Annotated in this window: 18 protein-coding genes; 13 read left to right on the forward strand and 5 right to left on the reverse strand. The window is 55.0% G+C overall.

The genetic code is table 11. The features are described from left to right. Nucleotides 1-284 precede the first annotated feature (284 nt). The 5 genes from VN24_RS20395 (at nucleotide 285) to VN24_RS20415 (ending at nucleotide 4,324) form a co-directional block, all read left to right on the forward strand. Nucleotides 285-1,364, forward strand: a complete 1,080-nt coding sequence (locus VN24_RS20395) for an ABC transporter substrate-binding protein (RefSeq protein WP_193790079.1) — start codon at nucleotides 285-287, stop codon at nucleotides 1,362-1,364. 97 nt (nucleotides 1,365-1,461) lie between these two features. Then, nucleotides 1,462-1,764, forward strand: coding sequence for a thiamine-binding protein (locus VN24_RS20400; RefSeq protein WP_045671923.1), 303 nt, complete (start codon nucleotides 1,462-1,464; stop codon nucleotides 1,762-1,764). After that, complete coding sequence (locus VN24_RS20405) at nucleotides 1,754-2,554, forward strand: ABC transporter permease (RefSeq protein ID WP_045671924.1); 801 nt, start codon at nucleotides 1,754-1,756, stop codon at nucleotides 2,552-2,554. The genes VN24_RS20400 and VN24_RS20405 overlap by 11 nt, the downstream gene beginning before the upstream one ends. Before the next feature lies 1 nt (nucleotide 2,555). Then, on the forward strand, nucleotides 2,556-3,476 hold the full coding sequence (locus VN24_RS20410; protein WP_238590739.1) for an ABC transporter ATP-binding protein: 921 nt from the start codon (nucleotides 2,556-2,558) through the stop codon (nucleotides 3,474-3,476). Further along, nucleotides 3,476-4,324 carry a TatD family hydrolase gene (locus VN24_RS20415; protein ID WP_045671925.1) on the forward strand — a complete coding sequence of 283 codons (849 nt, stop codon included), beginning with the start codon at nucleotides 3,476-3,478 and terminating at the stop codon, nucleotides 4,322-4,324. The genes VN24_RS20410 and VN24_RS20415 overlap by 1 nt, the downstream gene beginning before the upstream one ends. Before the next feature lie 637 nt (nucleotides 4,325-4,961). Here the strand turns inward: VN24_RS20415 and VN24_RS20420 are convergent. Beyond that, entirely contained in the window at nucleotides 4,962-6,467 is a 1,506-nt protein-coding gene (locus tag VN24_RS20420) for a sensor histidine kinase (RefSeq protein WP_045671926.1), read from the reverse strand. Further along, on the reverse strand, nucleotides 6,464-7,150 hold the full coding sequence (locus VN24_RS20425; protein ID WP_045671927.1) for a response regulator transcription factor: 687 nt from the start codon (nucleotides 7,148-7,150) through the stop codon (nucleotides 6,464-6,466). Before VN24_RS20425 ends, VN24_RS20420 begins: the two co-directional genes overlap by 4 nt. A gap of 299 nt (nucleotides 7,151-7,449) precedes the next feature. On the opposite strand from VN24_RS20425, the gene VN24_RS20430 reads away from it, so the two are divergent. The 4 genes from VN24_RS20430 (at nucleotide 7,450) to VN24_RS20445 (ending at nucleotide 12,956) form a co-directional block, all read left to right on the forward strand. Further along, nucleotides 7,450-9,744 carry a glycosyltransferase family 39 protein gene (locus VN24_RS20430; protein WP_420798580.1) on the forward strand — a complete coding sequence of 765 codons (2,295 nt, stop codon included), beginning with the start codon at nucleotides 7,450-7,452 and terminating at the stop codon, nucleotides 9,742-9,744. Between the two features lie 17 nt (nucleotides 9,745-9,761). Then, complete coding sequence (locus VN24_RS20435) at nucleotides 9,762-10,754, forward strand: glycosyltransferase family 2 protein (RefSeq protein ID WP_045671928.1); 993 nt, start codon at nucleotides 9,762-9,764, stop codon at nucleotides 10,752-10,754. A 119-nt stretch (nucleotides 10,755-10,873) separates the two neighbouring features. Beyond that, complete coding sequence (locus VN24_RS20440; protein ID WP_045671929.1) at nucleotides 10,874-12,013, forward strand: hypothetical protein; 1,140 nt, start codon at nucleotides 10,874-10,876, stop codon at nucleotides 12,011-12,013. 205 nt (nucleotides 12,014-12,218) lie between these two features. Further along, entirely contained in the window at nucleotides 12,219-12,956 is a 738-nt protein-coding gene (locus tag VN24_RS20445; RefSeq protein ID WP_082083956.1) for a glycoside hydrolase domain-containing protein, read from the forward strand. Nucleotides 12,957-13,189: 233 nt separating this feature from the next. Here the strand turns inward: VN24_RS20445 and VN24_RS27105 are convergent, their stop codons facing one another. Next, the gene (locus VN24_RS27105) at nucleotides 13,190-13,621 is read right to left on the reverse strand and encodes a hypothetical protein (RefSeq protein ID WP_420798581.1); all 432 of its coding nucleotides are present in this window, start codon (nucleotides 13,619-13,621) and stop codon (nucleotides 13,190-13,192) included. A gap of 181 nt (nucleotides 13,622-13,802) precedes the next feature. Between VN24_RS27105 and VN24_RS20455 the strand changes: the two genes are divergently transcribed. After that, nucleotides 13,803-14,831 (forward strand): Gfo/Idh/MocA family protein, encoded by a 1,029-nt coding sequence (locus VN24_RS20455; RefSeq protein ID WP_052703064.1) that lies wholly within the window; start codon nucleotides 13,803-13,805, stop codon nucleotides 14,829-14,831. A gap of 135 nt (nucleotides 14,832-14,966) precedes the next feature. Continuing rightward, nucleotides 14,967-15,578, forward strand: a complete 612-nt coding sequence (locus VN24_RS20460; protein ID WP_045671930.1) for a hypothetical protein — start codon at nucleotides 14,967-14,969, stop codon at nucleotides 15,576-15,578. Nucleotides 15,579-15,653: 75 nt separating this feature from the next. Here VN24_RS20460 and VN24_RS20465 read toward each other — a convergent pair whose 3' ends face one another. Then, complete coding sequence (locus tag VN24_RS20465; protein ID WP_045673517.1) at nucleotides 15,654-15,929, reverse strand: hypothetical protein; 276 nt, start codon at nucleotides 15,927-15,929, stop codon at nucleotides 15,654-15,656. A 321-nt stretch (nucleotides 15,930-16,250) separates the two neighbouring features. On the opposite strand from VN24_RS20465, the gene VN24_RS20470 reads away from it, so the two are divergent. Then, complete coding sequence (locus VN24_RS20470) at nucleotides 16,251-17,522, forward strand: ATP-binding protein (RefSeq protein ID WP_045671931.1); 1,272 nt, start codon at nucleotides 16,251-16,253, stop codon at nucleotides 17,520-17,522. A gap of 837 nt (nucleotides 17,523-18,359) precedes the next feature. Next, complete coding sequence (locus VN24_RS20485) at nucleotides 18,360-19,289, forward strand: VanW family protein (protein WP_238590740.1); 930 nt, start codon at nucleotides 18,360-18,362, stop codon at nucleotides 19,287-19,289. Between the two features lie 81 nt (nucleotides 19,290-19,370). On the opposite strand, the gene VN24_RS20490 is transcribed toward VN24_RS20485, so the two are convergent. Further along, the gene (locus VN24_RS20490; RefSeq protein ID WP_045671934.1) at nucleotides 19,371-19,865 is read right to left on the reverse strand and encodes an SRPBCC family protein; all 495 of its coding nucleotides are present in this window, start codon (nucleotides 19,863-19,865) and stop codon (nucleotides 19,371-19,373) included. Between the last annotated feature and the right edge of the window lie 433 nt (nucleotides 19,866-20,298).

Genomic DNA, 20,298 nt, shown 5'->3' on the forward strand with positions numbered 1-20,298 from the left:
GCGGTCATTTCAGCAGCATCTGCCTGCCTGTTTCGGGAGCGGATGCTGTGTTGCGGCCGCCGCTACAAGCCTTTTAACGGGAACAGCAGCGCTGCCATGTATACGACGAACAGCGTCTTCCGCATGCGGAGGACGTTTTTTTGTATGCGCGGGGAGCCGCCACAGCTTCGTGCAGGCGCCCGGCGAGGAGAAGAAGTCGTCGTTGCCAGGATCGGAGCAATCGGGGAGCGGTTGGATCCTTGGATCCAAAGAGAAAAAAGACGCATAAGAGAGGGAGAACCAACATGAAAACAACGAAACGCAATGCTCTGAAGTGGGGGCTTGCCAGTCTTGTCCTGCTGCTCGTTCTGGCGGGCTGCGGAGGCAAAAACGGAGCCAATACCGGAAATTCGGGCGCAGCGGAAAATGGCGGTACGAATAAGGCGGCTGAAGAGGGTACGGGGAGCACGGCGGAGAAGGCGCTGACGAAGGTGAAGGTCGTGCTCGACTGGACGCCGAACACCAACCATACGGGCCTCTATGCGGCCCGCGACAAAGGGTTTTTCAAGGAGCAGGGACTGGACGTCGAAATCGTGCAGCCGCCGGAAGGGACGGCGGCCGATACGATGGTGGCAAACGGGACGGTCGAATTCGGCGTCGGTTATCAGGAGGGCATCACGCAGGCGCGCACGCAGGGACTGCCGCTTGTATCGATCGCGGCGATCATTCAGCATAACACGTCGGGCTTCGCTTCTCCGGTGAGCAAAAACATCAAGGAGCCGAAGGACTTCGCAGGCAAAACGTACGGCGGCTGGGGATCTCCGGTTGAGGAAGCGGTTATCGGTTCGCTGATGCAGGAGCAAAGCAGCGATGTAAGCAAAGTGAAAATCGTCAACATGGGCGATGCCGACTTCTTCACGGCGGTTAAACGCAATATCGACTTTGCCTGGATTTTTTACGGATGGACCGGAGTGGAAGCGGAGCTGCGCGGCGAGAAGCTGAACATGGTCTATTTGACGGATTTCAGCGAGAAGCTGGACTACTATACGCCGGTGCTGGAGACGAACGAAAAGCTGATTGCGGACAACCCGGATCTGGTCAAAAAGTTTATGGCGGGCGCGTCGGAAGGCTACAAGTTTGCGATCGACCATCCGGAAGAAGCGGCGGAGCTGCTCATTAAAGCGGTGCCGGATCTGAACGCGGATCTTGTGCGCGCTAGTCAAAAGTGGCTCAGCCCGCGCTACCAGGACGATGCCGCCCGCTGGGGCGAGCAGAAGAAGGAAGTTTGGGACAACTACGCTTCCTGGATGTACGACCACAAGCTGTTGGACAAGAAGCTGGAGTCGGACAAGGCGTTCACGAACGATTTTCTGCCCGCATCGTAACGGTTAAAGAATGTTAAAGCTGGCGGTAAGGTGCGCGAAGGAGCGGAAAGGCCCGCTCCCGTGGCGCGCTCCGCAGCTTGGGAGAGGAGAAACGGCAATGGCCAATGCGCTTGTCAGTATTCAAATATTGCCCCGCACGCCTGAAGGGGAAAGCGTCATTCCTTATGTCGACCGCGCGATCGACATCATTAAGGCGTCCGGCGTGCCGTACCGGGTGGCGCCGCTCGAGACGACGATGGAAGGCGAGCTTGGAGCGCTGCTCGCGGTTGTGCAGCAAATGAACGAAGCGATGACCGAGCTCGGCTGTCCTTCCGTCATTTCGCAAATTAAAATCTATTACAACCCCGGGGAAGGCGCATCAATGGATCGCTTGCTCGAAAAATATCCCGATGGCCGTTAAGACGACACGCCGCCGGAGCAAAGGAAGAAACGCGGGGACGGCCGGACGGCTGCTGCCACCTGTTATCGTGCTGGCGGCATTCATCGCGTTCTGGGAAGCGTCCGTTCATCTGCTTCGCGTGGAAACGTGGATTCTTCCGGCTCCGTCGGACATTGCCCGGGAGGCGATTGCGGCGGGGCCGCGTCTCATTCAGCATACTTTGGCAACCGTTCAGCTGACGCTGCTCGGGTTTGCGGCGGGAGCGGCGGCGGGTTTTGTGCTCGCCGCTTTGCTGCATCTTGTGCCGTGGGCCCGCGAAGGCGTTTATCCGCTGCTTGTGCTGTCCCAAAATATTCCGATCGTTGCGATCGGGCCGCTGCTGATGATCTGGTTCGGCTTCGGGCTGCTGCCGAAGCTGCTGCTCGTCATGATGGTCTGCTTTTTCCCGGTATCGGTGGCAATGCTGTCGGGGCTTGCGCAAAGCGACCCGAAGCTGGACAATTATATGCGCATGATCGGGGCGGGGAAGGCAAGGCTGTTTGTCAGCCTGGAGCTGCCGGGAGCCGTTCCGTACCTGTTCTCGGGCCTGAAAATCGCGGCCTCCTACAGCGTACTAAGCGCCGTGGTCGCGGAGTGGCTCGGCTCCGACCGGGGACTCGGTTATTTCATGCTGCTGTCGTCCAAAGGATTCCAAACGGCGCGCGTATTTGCGGCAGTCCTCGTTATTGTGGCGCTTAGCTTGTGCATGTTCGGCGTGATCGTGCTGGCGCAGCGGCTTACGATGCGCTGGCGTCCGCGGAAAGGAGAGTAGCATGTCGGCAAACTGGAAACGAATGCAGCATCAATCTGAGGCGGCTGTCCCGAGCGGGAAGACGGCGCAAGCCGTTTCTGGCGGAGACAGCGGTCCGGACGCGGACGGAGAGCGCCCCGTTCCGGCGCTGGAGCTTGAAGGCATCGGCAAAACGTTCGGCCGCGGCGCGAAAGCGCGCGCCGTGCTCGGCGGCGTCAGCCTGACGGTGGAGGAAGGGGAGTTCGTGTCGCTTCTCGGTCCTTCCGGCAGCGGCAAGACGACGCTGTTTCAAATTATCGGCGGCCTGGAGACGGCCGATGAAGGCGCGGTCCGCATTGCAGGCGAGGATACGACCGGTCAAACCGGGCATATCGCCTACATGCCCCAGCAAGCCTCCCTGCTGCCGTGGAAGACGGTGGCGGGCAATATCGAGCTGGCGCTGGCCGTGGCGGGCAGGCCGAAGGGGGAAGCGAAGGAGCTGACGGCGCAGTGGCTGGAGCGGATCGGCTTGTCCGCTTACGCCGCTTCTTATCCCGATGTGCTGTCCGGCGGGATGCAGCAGCGCGTCTCGTTTCTGCGGGCGCTGCTCTCCCCGCAGCCGCTCATGTGTCTGGACGAGCCGTTCGGCGCGCTGGATGCGCTGACCCGTCTGCACATGCAGCAGTGGCTGTTGTCATTATGGGAGGAAAACCGCCGTTCGGTGCTGTTCGTGACGCACAGCATCGATGAGGCGCTGATGCTGTCGGACCGGATCGTCGTACTCTCCGGTGCTCCGGCGGCCGTAATCCGCGACATCCGGGTTCCCTTGGGCCGCCCGCGCAGCGGAAAGTTGTGGACCGACCCGCTGTTCAACGAGATGAAGCAGCAGCTGTACGAGGCGCTGCAGCCGCAGAGCGGGGAAGAGCGGAAGCAGGCGGCAGCGTGGAAGGAGGGGCGCTCTTGATGGCGGCAAACAGCGCTTCCGCGACGAATGCGGTGCGGCAGCCGGCCGTCATCGACGCCCATGTCCACTTGGACCAATACCCGGAACCGGAGCGCTCCGCGCTGCTGGCGGAGGCGTTTGCGTCAGGGGTGGAAGCGGTCGTGGCCGTTTCCATGCACGAGGCGTCCTGCCGTGAAGTGCGGCGGATCACGCAGCATTATCCCGGGCGGATTATCCCCGCCTACGGATATCATCCGGAGCAGCCGCTTCCCGCACCGGAAGCGGAAGAGAGGCTGCTCGCCTGGATCGCCGCCCGGCACGAGGCGGGCGAGCGGTTTGCGATCGGCGAAGTCGGCCTGCCTTATTACTCGCGCACAGCAGCGCTGGAGGAGGGGCGGGATTTCAACGAAGCCCCGTTTGCACAGCTGCTGGAGAGGTTCGCGGCGCTTGCCGTCCGCTTGGGACAGCGCCCGCTCGTGCTGCACGCGGTGTATGAGGACGCGCACAAAGCATGCGACATTTTGGAGCGGACCGGGGTGGAGCGGGCGCATTTTCACTGGTTCAAAGGCGACGAGGCGGCCGTAAACCGTATGGCCGGAAAAGGGTATATGATTTCGGTGACGCCCGATGTGCTGTACGAGGAGGAAATCCGCGAGCTGGTCCGCCGCTACCCGCTTGCACTGATGATGACGGAAACGGACGGCCCGTGGCCGTTTGAAGGGCCGTTTGCCGGAGTGCGGACGAATCCGCTCATGATGCGGGAGTCGGTGCGTGCGATCTCGGAGCTGAAGGGCATAAGCCCGGAGGAGACGGCGCATGTTCTGCTCGGCAACGCACGGCGTTTTTATAATCTGGACAACCGTTCCTGAACGCGGCGCAGTCAGCGCCGGAGGGGACGATTTTTTCGTTTGTTTAGGAAATGATGCGAATCTAAGAATTGTGGACAGAGCGCATCGCTGACAGCGAGGGGGTCGCAGGTTCAGCCGTCGCGCCTTGTTTGGAGAGCTGAGCCCCGTGACCTTCGAGCGCTAACGGCTGGCAAAGACGTTATTATGCTTAAAATACCCTTTTGCAAAATGTGACGGTTGTGAGAGACCTTATCTGATGGTTTCCGCTCAAACAGGGCTATTCTTGCAACCAATAGCTGCGATCATCTCCGTTAGAACTTCAAAAGGGGCATTTTCATCAAATTAGCGGCTGTGGCAGCCGTTAGGAAATAACCCCGCATCCATCGACTCCCTCATCCGGAACGAATCCATACAAGCTTAGTCAAACGGAGCCTAAACTTGCGGTATCGCTGATTTCCGCTTTACGTCGAAAGAAATGAGGGAGGGATAAGAGGACAAAGGGAATGACCACACTCTGACGGTAAATACTATGACACCATTATTATGGGGAGGTTCAACGAATAGAACCAAAACCCGGAATCAACATTACGGATTAACATAGTTAGATGAAAAAGAAGCCGGCCCTTTAAGTCATCTTGGGATGACTTAAAGGGCGCTATTAGGCCGCATTGTTCAAAAGCGGGAGGCGCAGCGTGAAGACGCTGCCCTTGCCGACGGTGCTCGCCGCATCAATGGTCCCGCCGTGAGCCTCCGCGATCGCTTTGGAAATCGAGAGTCCGAGGCCGGCGCCGCCGGCTTTACGCGTTCTGGACGATTCGCTTCGATAAAACCGCTCAAACACGTGCGGCAGATGGTCTTCGGGGATGCCGGGTCCGTTGTCCGCGACCGCGATGCAAGCCGAACCACCGTCCGAGCGCAGCGCGATTGCGATCATTCCCCGCTCGGGATCGGTGTGCTGTACGGCATTTTGCAACAGATTCAGAATAATCTGCTTGATCTTATCGGAATCGTACATGCCGCACAGTCCCGCCGTCAAATCCAGTCGCAGCTGCCTGCGCCCGGCCAGCATCCGGATGTGCGGTTCCATCTCGCCGATGATCTCGTCGAGACGCGTCTGCCGGAGGACCAGGCCCGGGGCCCGGTCCAGCTTGGCGAGCGTCAGCAAATCCTCCACCAGTTTTTTGATGCGTACGGATTCGCCGTGCATGCTGTTCAGCGCCGCATAGAGCTGCTCCCGCTTGTCGGCTGCTCCGCGCAGCAGCACCTCCAGAAAGCCGTGGATCGAAGTGAGCGGCGTCCGCAGCTCGTGGGAGGCATCGGCAATAAACCGCCTCATCTGTTCCTTCGCCTCCCGTTCCGCCTGGAATGACGCGGCGAGTCTGCCCAGCATGCCGTTGAAAGAAACGGCCAGCCGGTCGATTTCTTCCTGCCCTTGGCCGACAGGAAACCGTCCGTTCAGGCTGCCGGCATCGATTTGTTCCACGGTTCGGACCATCTTCTGCAGCGGGTTCAATGTGCGCCGGAGCACCGGCAGGTACAAAGCGAGGCCGCCCATGAGCGCAGCAAGCGAAAGAGCCGCAAAGATGAGCAGCTGCTGCAGCACGACGGCTTTGAGCGGAGCGGTAGGTTTGCCGATCTGAATCATGCCGCCCGCCATTCCCGGACCCCCGGAGGGACGGAAAATAATAAGCTGCTCTGTTCCTTCCTCATCACGTACGACACGGTATTTGGGCGACGCTCTGCGCTCCTTCCTCCTCTCCAGCTCGCGGGCATAATCGGCCGTGGACAGTCTGGGCGAGAGGGCGCCGTCGTTTGCTCCCGTAATATCGGCGAAGCTTCCGTCCCGGCCGATGAAGGCAATCGACGTATTTTCCATCAGAAATAAAGGTCCGCGCAGCCGGTCCGGGTCAAGCGACGGGGAAGTGCCGCGACCAAAGTCCGATGCTCCGATATCCGGCCCCTTCATGACGATAAGAGGCCCCCCTCCCTGCGCAGCTAACGATTGCGCTTCATTGCGGTACAGAAAACCTTTCATGAATACATATTGAAAAATGCCGATCAGCATCAATAAAGCGGCCAAAATCAGGAGCGACCGGGCCAAAAGCTGAAAGCGGAGCGAGCGGCGGTTGAGCCAGTAAGCGGCCAGCGGACGCAGCTTCTTCATGTCAGATCAACCCTGTACCCGGCGCCGCGGAGGGTGCGGATGAGCTGATGGCTTTTATCGTTCAACTTGTCTCTCAGCGATCGGACATACACCTCCACGATATTTTCTTCGCCCTCAAAATCATATCCCCAAACCGCATCGAGAATTTTCGATTTGCTGAGGACAATGCCGTGATTGATCACCATGTACCTCAGCAGATCGTACTCCGTAGGCGACAGCTCCAGCACCCGCTCCATGTATATGATCTCCCTGCGGCGGTCATCCAGCCGGAATGGCCCGAGCGCCACTTCGCCGAAAAGGAAAGGAAACTGGTTGCGGAGCCGGGCCTCGATCCGGGCAAGCAGCTCCTCAAAGCTGAACGGCTTGATTAAATAATCGTCGGCGCCAAGTTTCAGCCCTTTGACCCGGTCGTCGATTTCGTCCTTGGCGGTAAGCATAATAATGGCGGTTTCCGTTCCTTTCTTTTTCAGCAGGCGGCACGTCTCGTATCCATCCATGCCGGGCATCATCACATCGAGTATGACGACGTGCGGCTGGTATTCGGAAGCCAGATTTACGGCGGTCATGCCGTCCGGCGCCGTTTGGATCCGGTATCCCTCCTGGGCAAGCCCCATTTCCAGAAACTGCAGAATGTGCGGTTCGTCATCGACGAGCAGAATGCGCACATTGCCTAAGTTTTTCATCCATAATCCTCCAAATCACGGTCTGTTATCTAAAGTATACATTTGGTATCTGAACGCGGGCTGAATGCCGGCTGAACCGCGCCTGAAGCCGGCGCGATTTGCGGGCTATTCCAGCGTATCACACCCGGAAGCCGCGAGGAAACGAGTCTCTCCTTTTTCATGTGCCGCTTTCGGCAGCCATTCTTTCAGGCAACTTTCAGCGGGCGCTCAAGCTGGGCTCAGTCAGGCGGTTCATACTAGCAGCAAATCGGCGGACACAAAACGCGCCGGACCAATCAAACAGGAGTGATGAATTCGTTATGAAAGCTGAGAAAATGGTTTGGGTGAATGCGGAGCCTGGCCGGGAATTGTCTCCTACAGCACGGCTTGGGCGAAAATACCGTTTCGATCTTTATGTGGCTCTTATTGCCTTGCTTGCCGCATTCCTTAACGGCTTCAAGATCTGGACGGATCATTATGTCAACTCCTACTACACGATGACGGTGGGCAGCATGCTGCAAAGCTTCCACAACTTCTTCTTCGCCTCGCTGGATTCGGCCGGTTCGGTGACGGTGGATAAGCCGCCGCTCACGTTCTGGATTCAGACGGCCAGCGCCTATCTGTTCGGACTGCACGGGTGGAGCGTCATTTTGCCCCAGGCGCTGGCAGGCGTCGGGTCCGTCATCCTGTTGTATGCCATGGTGAAGCCCACGTTCGGCACAGCCGCAGGCCGCATCGCCGCACTCGCCATGGCGGCAACCCCCGTCGCCGCGGCGGTGGCGCGCACGAACAATATCGACGCGATGCTGGTGTTTACGCTGCTGCTTGCCTCATCGGTTCTTTTCAAAGCGGCAAAGACGGGTAAAATTTGGACGCTTATCGGAGCATTTGCACTTATTGGAGCGGCATTCAACATGAAAATGCTGCAGGCGTACATGGTTCTTCCTGCATTCTATCTCTTCTATATCATCGCAGCCCGAGTCAGTTGGCGCAAAAAAGCCGGGTTTCTTGCCGCGGCGACAGGCGTCCTGATTATCGTTTCGATGTCCTGGGCCGTGATCGTGGACAATATTCCGGAAGATAAACGCCCTTACATCGGCAGCAGCTCGACGAACTCGGTTCTGGAGCTGGCTTTCGGCTACAACGGCGTGTCCCGGCTGACCGGGAACCGGGGGCAGGGGGGCGAAGGCGGGCCGCCGGGGGGCTTTGCGCCGGCCAGCGTCGCTGCCGGAGCCGGAACGGGTGCAGGTTCCGCGTCCGTCAACGGCGCTCCTGCTGCGGGCGGTTCCGCCGGCGGCACGGCAGACGACGCTCAAGCCGGGCAGCCGGGTATGCCAGGAGACGGCGCTCAAGGCGGGCAGCTCATGCCGGGAGACGGCGCGGGCGGCCAGACGCCAGGCATGGCGGCAAACGACGGCGGACAGCGCGGCGGCCGATTCTATATTGGTGGAGGCGGCGCATTCAACACCGGAACGAAGGGACCGCTGCGCCTGTTCCAATCGGAGCTTTCCGGACAGGCAAGCTGGCTGCTTCCGTTCGTCGGCTTCGCGCTGATCGCCATATTTGCAAGCTTCAGATACCGGAATATATCGCAAAAGCATAAAGAAGCGCTGTTCTGGCTGGCCTGGCTCGTTCCGGTCATGGGATTTTTCAGCATTGCGGGCTTTTTCCACCAGTATTATTTGATCATGCTCGCTCCGCCGGCCGCCGCGCTGACCGGAGCAGGCTGGTCCGTCATGTGGAATGCGTATCGCGAACGGGCCGGCTGGACGTCATGGCTTCTGCCGGCGGCCGTACTGTCCACAACCGCTTTTGCATGGTACATCATTCATCCTTATGACGGAGTAATCGGCAGCGGCTGGTCGATCGGCATTGCCGCAGGCGGCGTGATGTTCACGCTTCTGCTCGCCGTTGCCAACCGGATCAGCCTCAAGCTGTCGCGCATAACGGCCGTAGGCGCGCTGCTCCTTCTGTTCGTCGGTCCGCTGTACTGGGCGGCAACGCCGATCACCTACGGCCAAAGCAGCATGCTGCCGCAAGCGGGTCCCGGTTCCTTAAACGACAAAGGAGGGATGAGGCAGGGAGCAGTAGATCTGCAAAACGGAGACGAGGTCCAAGATGACAGTCAAGTCGCCGGACAAGAAGGCGGACCGGGCATGCCGGGGCAGGAGAGCGTCACGCTGAACGAAAAGGCGCTCCAATATTTGAAAGAACATAATACCGGCGAAACGTATCTGTTTGCGGCCTCTGATTTCATGATCGCAGCTCCTTATATCATTGACGCGGGGGAGAAGGTGATCTCGCTCAGAGGCTTCTCAGGAAACGACAAGACGTATACCGTCGCCGAACTTGAAGCGCTCGTTTCAAGCGGCAAAGTGAAGTATTTTATGATGATGTCGGGCGGAGCAAAGGGCGGAACGGGTCTCGTGAGGTTCGGATCGGGCGGCGTAATGGGCGGACCAGGCGGCAATTCCGAAATTACGTCATGGATCGAGGAGCATGGGACGGTTATTCCCAGCGAGGAGTGGCAGGGAACCGGCGCCGGTTCTTCTTCGGATGACGGCGGTTTCGGCGGCAGGGGCGGCAGCGCGACGCTCTATGAAGTGAAACTTTAAGAAGGAGGCGTTTTCCTATGGGGGACACGATCCAATACTCGGTTATCATCCCGATGTATAACGAGGAAGCGGTCATTCAAGAGACTTACCGCAGGCTCAAGAAAGTATTGAGTATGACGGGGGAAACCTACGAGCTTCTCTTCGTCAACGACGGCAGCCGGGACAGGTGCGCGGACATCATCCGGGAGTACGGCTGCTGGGACGAAACCGTCAAGCTGATCGATTTCTCCCGCAACTTCGGCCACCAGATCGCCATTACGGCCGGGATGGACTATGCGTCCGGCAGCGCCGTCATCATTATCGATGCGGACCTGCAGGATCCGCCGGAGCTCATATTCGACATGATCGCGAAGTGGAAGGAAGGCTTCGAGGTCGTCTACGCCCAGCGCGTAAAGCGTAAAGGCGAGACGCTGTTTAAAAAGTGGTCGGCCAGCCTTTTCTACCGTGTGCTGCGGGCTTCCACCGAGATTGCCATCCCGGTCGACACCGGGGATTTCCGCCTCATGGACCGTAAAGTCGTGAGTGAGCTGAAAAAACTGCCCGAAAACAACCGGTTCGTACGCGGCCTGGTCAGCTGGATCGGATTTCGCCAAACCGCGATTGAATATGAGCGGGACGAGCGGCTCGCCGGCGAGACGAAATATCCGCTCAAGCGGATGGTCAAATTGTGCCTGGACGGCATCACGTCGTTCTCGATCAAGCCGCTGAAAATATCGGGGTACCTCGGTGCGCTGCTTTCAGGCTCGGGATTCATCTATCTCTTCTACGTTCTGTACATGGCCTTGTTCACGGATCAGACGCTGCGCGGCTGGGCTTCGCTTGTAAGCGTCATGCTCATTTTTAACGGCTGCGTCCTGCTCATGCTCGGCATCCTGGGCGAATACATCGGCCGGATTTACGATGAAACGAAGGGCCGCCCGCTCTATATCGTGCGGGATGTGCACGGGATGAAGAACGGGGAGAAGCCGGTCCGAAAGCTTGTCAAGAAGCCGTCTCTCGTCAATGAATAGCAGATGAATAGGATAATTTTTCATTTTCAGCGATCTTTAAGTTTGGGCTCAGTGGAGGTTCAGCCCAGAGGGATATGATGATTTTGCACGGACCAAGACAATCCTCAGGAGGAAAAACGATGAAAAAGAAAATGATTATGGCGAGCGCGCTGGCATTAACGATTGCGGCAGGAGGCGGAGCAACGCTGGCATTGCACGCAAATGCGGCAGCGACAACTGCAGAGGGTGCTCAGAAAACGGCGGCTCTCGGCGATCCGGCCGGACCTGCAATGGGCAAAGGCCGGGGACACAGCTTTCACATGAAGCTTGACGAAGCGGCCATTGCCAAGCTGCTGGGAATGACGGAAGCCGACCTTAGGACGGCCCAACTTGCGGGCAAATCGCTGGCGGCGATCGCCTCGGATAAAGGCGTGGCAGTCCAAAAGGTTATCGACCTGGTGACGAAGCAGTTGACGACGGAGCTGGACAAGCGGCTGGCCGACGGCAAGATCACGCAGAGCCAATATGACACGGAAAAAGCCGGTCTCGCCGCGAGGGCGAAGGAGATCGTGAACGGCACATTCATCGGAAAGGGCCCCTTTGGCGGACCCGGCCTTCACATGAAGCTTGACGAAGCGGCGATTGCCAAGCTGCTGGGGGTTACGGAAGCCGAACTCGAGACCGCAAGGCACGCGGGCAAATCGTTGGCGACGATCGCCGGGGAGAAAGGCGTGGCAGTCCAAAAGGTCATCGACCTCGTTACGAAGCAGCTGACGACGGAGCTGGACAAGCGGCTGGCCGACGGCAAGATCACGCAGAGCCAGTATGATACGGCAAAAGCCGGCCTCTCCGCGAGGGCGACAGAGCTCGTGAACGGCACGTTCATCGGAAAGGGCCGCTTTGGAGGACCCGGCTTTCATATGAAGCTTGACGAAGCGGCGATTGCCAAGTTGCTGGGGGTTACGGAAGCCGACCTCGAGACCGCAAGGCACGCGGGCAAATCGCTGGCGGCGATCGCCGGAGAGAAAGGCGTCGCCGTCCAATCGGTGATCGATCTGATTGCGAAGCAGCTGACGACCGCGCTGGACGAGCGGCTGGCGGACGGAAACATTTCGCAGAGCCAGTATGACACGGCAAAAGCCGACCTTGCCGCGAGGGCGGAGGAGATCGTGAACGGCACGTTCGCCGGCAAGGGTGGTCCTGGCATGGGGAAGAGAGGCCTTAGAGGCCATGGACATATGCAGCATGACGAATCTTTCTCTGCTGCCGGGCCCGTCTAAAACAGACAATCTCTTTCTTTGTAAAGACGAAGAAGGATAACCGAACCGCTTCAGGTCAACCGGCGTCAGCCGGTTGGCTTCTTTTTTATGTTTTATACCGGAGGTCGGGGACAAGCGCTTGGTTACCTAAGCGGAAATGGGTGTATAATGCAGCATAACGGTTGGTAAGAGGTGATCCGCAAACGTGATAGGAATCGATTGTGCGATGCCGCTGTCGGCAAGCGCGGCGAAGGCGCTGGCGGCTGCGGGCATGCAGTTTGCATGCCGATATCTGGTGCCGGCAAATTATGCTTGGAAACGGCTCACCCGTCCCGAGGCGGAGGCGATTAGCGCGGCGGGCATGACGATCATATCGGTCTATGAGACGGCGGCAAACCGTCCCGCAGGCGGCGCGGCTGCGGGAGCAAACGACGGGGCGGCGGCTTACAAGGAGGCTGTTGCTATTGGGCAGCCCGCAGGGTCGGCCATCTATTTTGCGGTCGATTATGATGCCCGGTCTGCGGATTACGATGCGATTGAAGCGTACCTGAAAGCGGCTGCGGCGCAAATCGGCCCTTATAAGGCTGGCGTATACGGCTCTTATACGGTTATCGAGGAAATGGCCGGGAGGGGCGCGGCCGCCCACTTTTGGCAGACGTATGCTTGGAGCCGCGGCCGCCGGAGCGGCAGGGTGAATATTTTTCAGTACAAGAACGGCCAGACGGTGGCCGGCGTGCAGGTGGATCTGAACGATTCGTACGGAAATGAAGGAGGATGGAGCACAGTTACGTTCAACGATGTCCCGGGCAATTCCCCGGCAAAAGAGGCGATTGAGCTCGTATCCGATCTGGGGCTGATGCAAGGCTACGGCGATGGAACGTTCAAGCCGAACCAGCCGGTCACGCGAGCAGAACTCGCGATCGTACTGGCGCGACTGGCTGCGATGATAAACAAAGGCTCGTGAGAGGAAGCGGGGAGATTTGGCATGGATCGAGTACGGAAGGAAACGGGTGCGGCAAGATGGCAGGTTTTCGTTCGGAAAAGGACGGGGGACTGCCGTTTTTTTTCATACTGCGGTACGCTTCCTTTTTCCGCCCGGGTGGGTACAGCAGCCGGCTGCATAACAAAAGGCGCGAACAACCCCTGAGCTTGATAGGTAAAAAAGCTTCCCGCCGGTCCTGGTCCGGCGGGAAGCTTTCATTCGACGATAAACAAAATCCGCGTCCCGTCCGGGTATTGTTCCAGCTGATTACCGACCCAGGAACCGGCTCCGCGGTTATCGGCCGGCGTTATGTATGCGATGTCCGCGCCGGCGCCGCCTTCCGCGCACATGGCCATCGGCCATTCGTCGCGGTCGTAGTGGTCCTTGGCAGGCACGCTGCCGAGCGATAAGCGTCGGTTTTCATCCGCGCCTTCGCGGTCGATCGTACAAACGGCCGATTCGCCTTTGGCGATCGCCCGTTTGATATGCGCAGCCGTTTCCGGATACCGGTCCGAAGGAAACGTTAAGGTGACATCCGCATTCAGATCGGCCGAAGTCGGTTGCCCAGAATCCCCGCTGTTATCGTATTGCGTGTAAATAAAAGCCGCGATAATTGCCGTCAAAGTGAACGATAACCATTTTTTCAAGCTGACTGCCTCCGTTACCAATGATTTGTTACCATTAATTGTAGCGGAAATGCGCCGATCCATCTATGTAAACGGGAACCAGCTGCATCCGATTTTGTTAAGCGCCGGCCGTTTTTGACGTGAAGGTGTTCGGCAGTCCGTTGCAGAACGTAAACTTTAGTGAATAATGGAGGGAATGAAGATGGCAATCCAAGCGGGGATTATCGGTACCGGTTTTGGTGCACAGGTGCACGCGCCCATTTTGCAGCAACATCCGGCATATAATGTGACCGCAATTAGCGCAATTCGTCCGGGGAGAGCCGCAAACGAAGCAGCTAATCACGGAATTCCAAACGCTTTCAACGATTGGCGCCGCATGATAAGCGATTTGCCACTCGATTTAATTGTCGTCGCCTCGTCGCCGGACTTTCACATGGAGATGACGATATTCGCCCTTGAGGCGGGCTGCCATGTCGTTTGCGAGAAGCCTCCCGCGCTGAATGCCGCCGAAGTTCGGGCGATGAAGGAAATTGCCAAGCGGCACAATCGCAAGGTCTTTATGAACTTCGAATGGCGGTATTTGCCCCAGCGGCAAGCAATAAAACGAATACTGGAGCATAACGAGCTCGGCGATATTTTTCACGTGAACTGGTCGGAAGCGTGGCCCCTCTGGCCCAAAATAAAAGAGGATGACAACGGCTGGCAATGGCGGGCGGAAAATGGCGGCGGCATGCTCGGAGCCGTCGGCTCGCATATGATCGATGCCCTGCAGTTCTGGTTCGGCCCGTTTCTGACGGTACAGGGGTTTACTTCCCGGCATGTTCATGAAAGACGCGGCCGAAACGGCATGGAGCCGAGTACGGCCGACGACTCTTTTTTCGTGCATGGCGCTTTCGAACGAGGGGGTACATACGCCCTCCAATTTATTATGGCGTCCGCGGGCCGGGCTCCCAGAATCGAAATTTTTGGGACGAAAGGATCGTTAATACTCGAGGGTGAAAAGCTCACCATGGCTGGAGCGGCGAGCGACCAATATATTCCGGTTCATGTTGATCAGCCCATGGATGCCTCTTCATTTCCGGCAGCAATAAAAGGTTACGTTCACGCCCAGTGGATGTTTTATCATGACCTCGCTGAAGTGGTGGCAGGCGGATTCAAGCCGGCCCTTGCAACTTTATCAGACGCTGAAAAAGTTCAGACGGCTATCGATAAAATCAATAACGACCAATAATATTACTTACGTACAAAGTGACCAAACGGGAATGATGCCAATGGACCGAGTAAAATCCGCATTGACAAAACTAATATAGTTAGCTAATATAATACTAACAATATTAGTTAAATAAATGAGGAGGAAGAAAAACGAATGAAAACAAACAGCTTGAGACGATTAAACGGCTTATCATCCATTGTAACCGGGGCCTTGTTTATAACGGGGCACGCCTTGGACTTTGGGGGAAGCGGCGGCATGGGAACGGTTCTCGGAGATACGTTCGTATTAATGGCGCATTTGTCCGCCGTCTTTGCATTTTTCGGATTGTATGAAGCGCAGGGTAGCAAGCGGGGCTTACTTGGATTAATAGGCATGGTCGCAGGAATTGTGGGAACGATTTTTGTGACGGCGATCGTTTATGTGGAACTTGCAGGCGCCTCGGGCGCCCAAGTCGATGCGGTTTTTGCTCAGCAGGTTCCGGGCATGATTCAAGCATTCGGGCCGTTGCTGTTTGTAATCGGCATGATTCTTTTCGGACTTGCGGATATCCGTCACCGGGGAGCACTGCGCAGCGGCGGTATTCTCTTAATCGCAGGAACGGTCATTTTTGCAATAGGGAGTTTTTCCGGTTCCGCACAGCTTACGGTCGAAGTTATCGGATCGGCATTTACGGCCGGAGGCTTTATCCGGATGGGATTACCCCTAGTAAACGGCAAGATCAACGTTCATCCAATCCGGAAACCGATTTCGCTGCCTTCAGAATAAAGCGAATAAAAAGAGCCGTCCAGCCTGAGAAAGGCTGGGCGGCTTCTTTCTTTATGCCGGAATTGCCCGCTAAATTCAGGACATTTGCTGCTGATTCCCGGTATACTGATACGGTTGTTGATTGAAAGTGCTGATGCCGCCCATCGTTTGGTAGTTTTGCTCAAGCTGTCTGCAAAGCTGGGAGACTTGCTGCATTTGCTGCATTGCCAACTGATGGCCATGCAGCGCATTTTGAATGATTTGGGTCGCTTTATGCTCGCGTTGGGCCAATTGTTCCAATTGGGCTGCATTTTGTTGCTCCTGCTGCAGCAATTGCTGGTACAATTGAGAGGCTTGCTGGGTTTGGCTCATCAGCTGATTAATGATTTGTTCGCATTGATTAATTTGATTTGAAATGTTTTGATTCAAGTTTGAATCCTCCTGTACGGAATTGTTTTGTTGACGCGATGGTTATTATCCCTTGACCGCGATGTATTATTCATCCAACACGCAACGCTCGAAAGAGGAGCACAATATGAAGATAAGCGGATATATCACGATCAAAATGGCTAAAAGTTCCGCTAAATGAAGGAATAAAGCGCTCTTTCGCGAATATTTCACTCATAAAGAGCACATCTGAGGGATTTGTCGCCAGCTTTTGTAATGGATCGAAAACGGAGGATATACAACAGCATGCTGATTGAAATATTATTTCTGAACGTTCTGATCGTCATTGCGCCGGTCTTACTCTATACTGCATTTGCGGAAAGATGCCGTCATGCCCATTCCCCGTATGTAATCGGCTTGATGAACGGAACGGCCTCATCGCTTTGCTTGCTGTTTTCTTATCATGAACTCGAGCTTTATTGGGATCTTAGGTATATTCCGCTCGTCCTGTCAACCGTCTATGGGGGCCCTCTCGCCGGCGCAATCAATTTAGTCATGATTTTGCTGACCCGGACCTATATCGGCGGCAACGCGCTTTGGTTCGGATACATCAGTATGTCGCTTGTTTTTATCGGACCGTTATTGGCAGCGCGGAAAGTGCGGGTATTATCCGGAAATTCACGCATCAAAGCGGTTATGCTCGTTTCCATCTACCCGTCTTTCATCATGCTGCTTATTTTGGTATCGTATCCCTTTTTTAATGAAGTGCAAAAACCGGCCGATTTTCCGCTCTTACAGACCCTTCTCGTTTTTTTTGTGCTGCATATGCTTGGAGCTTGGCTTTCATCGATGCTGATAGAGTTCACTTGCGAAAGGCTCAAAATGAGAGCGGACATCCAACGAGCCGAAAAAATGAAGACGTTAGGGGAACTGGCCGCCTCGATTGCGCATGAAGTCCGCAACCCGCTTACCGTCGTGAGCGGATTTCTTCAGCTCATGCGTCCGAACGAAGAAGGCAAAAACCGGCAGTATTTAAATTTTGCGATGGAAGAACTGGCGAGAGCGGAATCGATCATCAGCGACTATTTGAACTTTTCGAAGCCTCATTTGACGAAATTGGAATTGGTGGATCTTGCCGAAATTTTGAATACGATCATCACGCTTCTGACGCCTATGGCCAGTAAAAACAATCTTTTTATCGATAGCGCGCTGGAAGAGCGGATTTATGTTTTTACGGACCGGGGACAACTGCAGCAAGCGCTTGTCAATGTCGTCAAAAACGCGATCGAGGCTACCCCTTCAGGCGGAAAAGTGAACGTAAGTTCAGCGGTAGTTGACGGCCAAGCCCGGATCATCATCGCCGATAGCGGCAAAGGAATGAATAAGGAGCAGCTTTCCAGGATCGGTACGCTGTTTTTCTCGACAAAGGAAGTCGGAACGGGGTTAGGGACGGCAGTGGCCATCCGAATTATCGAAACGATGAATGGAACAATCGATTATGAAAGCGAAGAGGGAGCGGGCACAACCGTTACCATCACGCTGCCGCTGCGAGCCGAGCAATCGTATCTATCCTTATAGGATCAGACTGTCATAGATAGAAGGTGACTTATGCGATTTAGAAAAGGAATGAATTTCTTTTTCAGAAAAATGCTCGTTGCGCTATTTTCATGGAGCGTATTCTGCATCTTTGTATTATTCATGTATATTTTAGCGCTTGGTCCATTCATTTTGTTTATCCTGGTGCTGGCGGCTCCTCCTTTTTTTGTTCTTGGCATTCCGTGCTCGATGATGATCGATAAATTGAATGATCACCTTTCATGGAGTCATAAAATTTACGAGTTTGTGGCCCATCTAGTGTTCTATACGGGCACAGGGTTGATTGTTACATTTGTTTACGTTTCGTTTCTGTATGACAATGTGAATCAGTTTGTTTATAATTTCATGTTTTACTTTCAATTGGGTTGCATTGCTTCCGTTACGTTTTGTCTTTTTTCCCAAATGGAACAAAAAGTTCATCATCACAGGATGATGTTACTCTCCAAACAGGAGGAGGAGCGAACATCCTAATGGGCGGCCTTCTCTTATTTGCTTTCGGGGCTTATTTGTTTTGGTTAAGTATTACCCGGCTATATTCCGGTTTTAAGTCGAAAAGTCCGGCACGGATTATACAAGGTGCACTAGGATGTGCATTGCTAGCCATTGCCAGTTATTTCGCGTACTTCATAATTTGGATAATTCTTAATTCTCCCGGCGCTGATTTCCGTTAAGTTGCCGGGGCTTTTTTTGTTCAGGAATAATAACGAAAGGTGAAGGGGAGAATGAACGCGACTAACATACGATAACGCGATATGCGAAAGCACAATCCCATCCATGGCTATGCCAAGAGGGGATTTTATTTTGGAAGGGGCCGAAAAAGTGAAATGGTTATCGATCGCCGGAGCTTTGCTGCTCCTGCAAGTACAATTACCCGACAACTTATCGGTCAACCATCGTGGACAGACCATTGCCAGCGTGAACAGAGCCGATTATAAAATGATCGTTTTTCCTTTGATGGACACAGGCAAATTCGATCAATTAACCGACGAGCTCGAACGGAACATATACCGGAGTCCCGAAAATGCCCGCCTTGGAGACCGCGAGGAAATCGTGTCCGAGCAGGTCGGCTACAAATTGGACCGGGGGAAGTTTGAAGACCAATTTTTTGCCTACTTCTTTGGCAAAGGATCTTCCGCAATCGAAGCGCCTCTGAAGGTGCTTTATCCGAAGGTTGACAGCGAGCTTCTTTCCGATATCCGGGAAAAGCCGATCGGGCATTATGCCACCTATTTTAACTCGAGGAACAAAAACCGTTCGCATAATATCGCCCTTGCCGCAAAAGCCGTTAACAATACGGTCGTATTTCCAGGCGAAGTTTTTTCGTTTAATCAGGTGGTTGGCATACGTACGACTGAAAAGGGATACTTGCGGGCGGGGGTTATCGTCAGAGGGGAATTATCGGAAGGGGTTGGAGGCGGGATTTGTCAAGTGTCCTCGACCTTGTTCAATGCGATCGACCGTGCAGGACTGAAAATCGTTCGCCGCTATTCCCACAGCCGCAACGTTCCCTACGTGCCGCCGGGACGTGACGCAACCGTAAGCTGGGGCGGGCCGGACTTCTCTTTTCAAAACCAGTACGATCAACCGGTTCTGATTCGCACCTTTGCAGGTGCGGGAAAAATGTTCGTCACGATATACTCTTCCGATGTAATCGAATATAAACCGCGTGAAGTGCCTGGCATGTCAAAGCGTCTTCCGGAAGAGACGACCACCGAAACGGACTTAAAGAGTCCGCGTTCGCCGGAATGAAGTTTGTTCGATGAGCATGGTCTCTCCCGCCTCTCAAAAAGAAAAACACCGATTTGCGGTGTTTTTCTTCTTTAGCTGAGCTTATATCAAATGTTTGGTCAGGTAATCCGCTAGTTGATCGAAGGTTCCTGCAAAGCCTTCCTGAATCATCTCTTGCGATTCCTTGAAGGTTTTGATCTCCTCTTCAGTCGGGGATACAGGAGCCCCGATCATGGTAAGGGTTGTTTTGCCTTCATGCTCGATGAACGTAAAAGTATTCATGATTTCCAGCGGCCAGTTGTCGTCAAAAGGAGCGCGTACGATGTTACCTTCCTCATCAGAAAAGAAATAGGTATAAACGAGTTTCTCAGGAGCAATAATTTCACGATAGACAAATTTGACCCACATTACGTCACCTTCAGGCGATTTCTGGCTGTAATGGAAGACGCCATCCTGGCGAAGCTCAAACTTAGAAATATCAAAAGTCCATCCTTTTGGCCCCCACCAGTTCTGCAAATGTTCCGGTTCGGTAAAAGTCTTAAACACAAGCTCACGTGGAGCATTGAAAGTATGGGTAATTTCGATATTTGTAGACATTCTAACTCCTCCAATAAAGTTAAGTATTTTGTAGGGGGGTCAGATCGACAGAAGATCGTGATAGTTGGGAGTATTCAACAATCGGTAACCGACTGGGCTAGGCAAAGGCGCTCAAAATTGTAGTGCGATTTTCTTCTATGAAAGAAATATACCACAACAGGAATATTCCTGTAAAGGAATATAAAAACAAAATGCTTCAGATACACCGTTGGCAGCAAGATCATGGGCGACAATGTCACAGTCGTTTGGTTTCAGCAGGCGCTTGAGGTCAGCTGCCGTTCGTTTCACAAAAAAATCGGGGCCCCCTTACGGGAGCCCCTTTCATGGGAGAGGAGAAACCGGACGAAGAGCTTATGGGGAAACGTAAGCCTTCTCCGCGGTTGTCTACGGCATCTCTCGACGCCGATATATTTATAATTGCCGGAATTGGGGT

Source organism: Paenibacillus beijingensis (genome assembly GCF_000961095.1).
In the GTDB taxonomy this organism is placed as follows: domain Bacteria; phylum Bacillota; class Bacilli; order Paenibacillales; family Paenibacillaceae; genus Paenibacillus_O; species Paenibacillus_O beijingensis.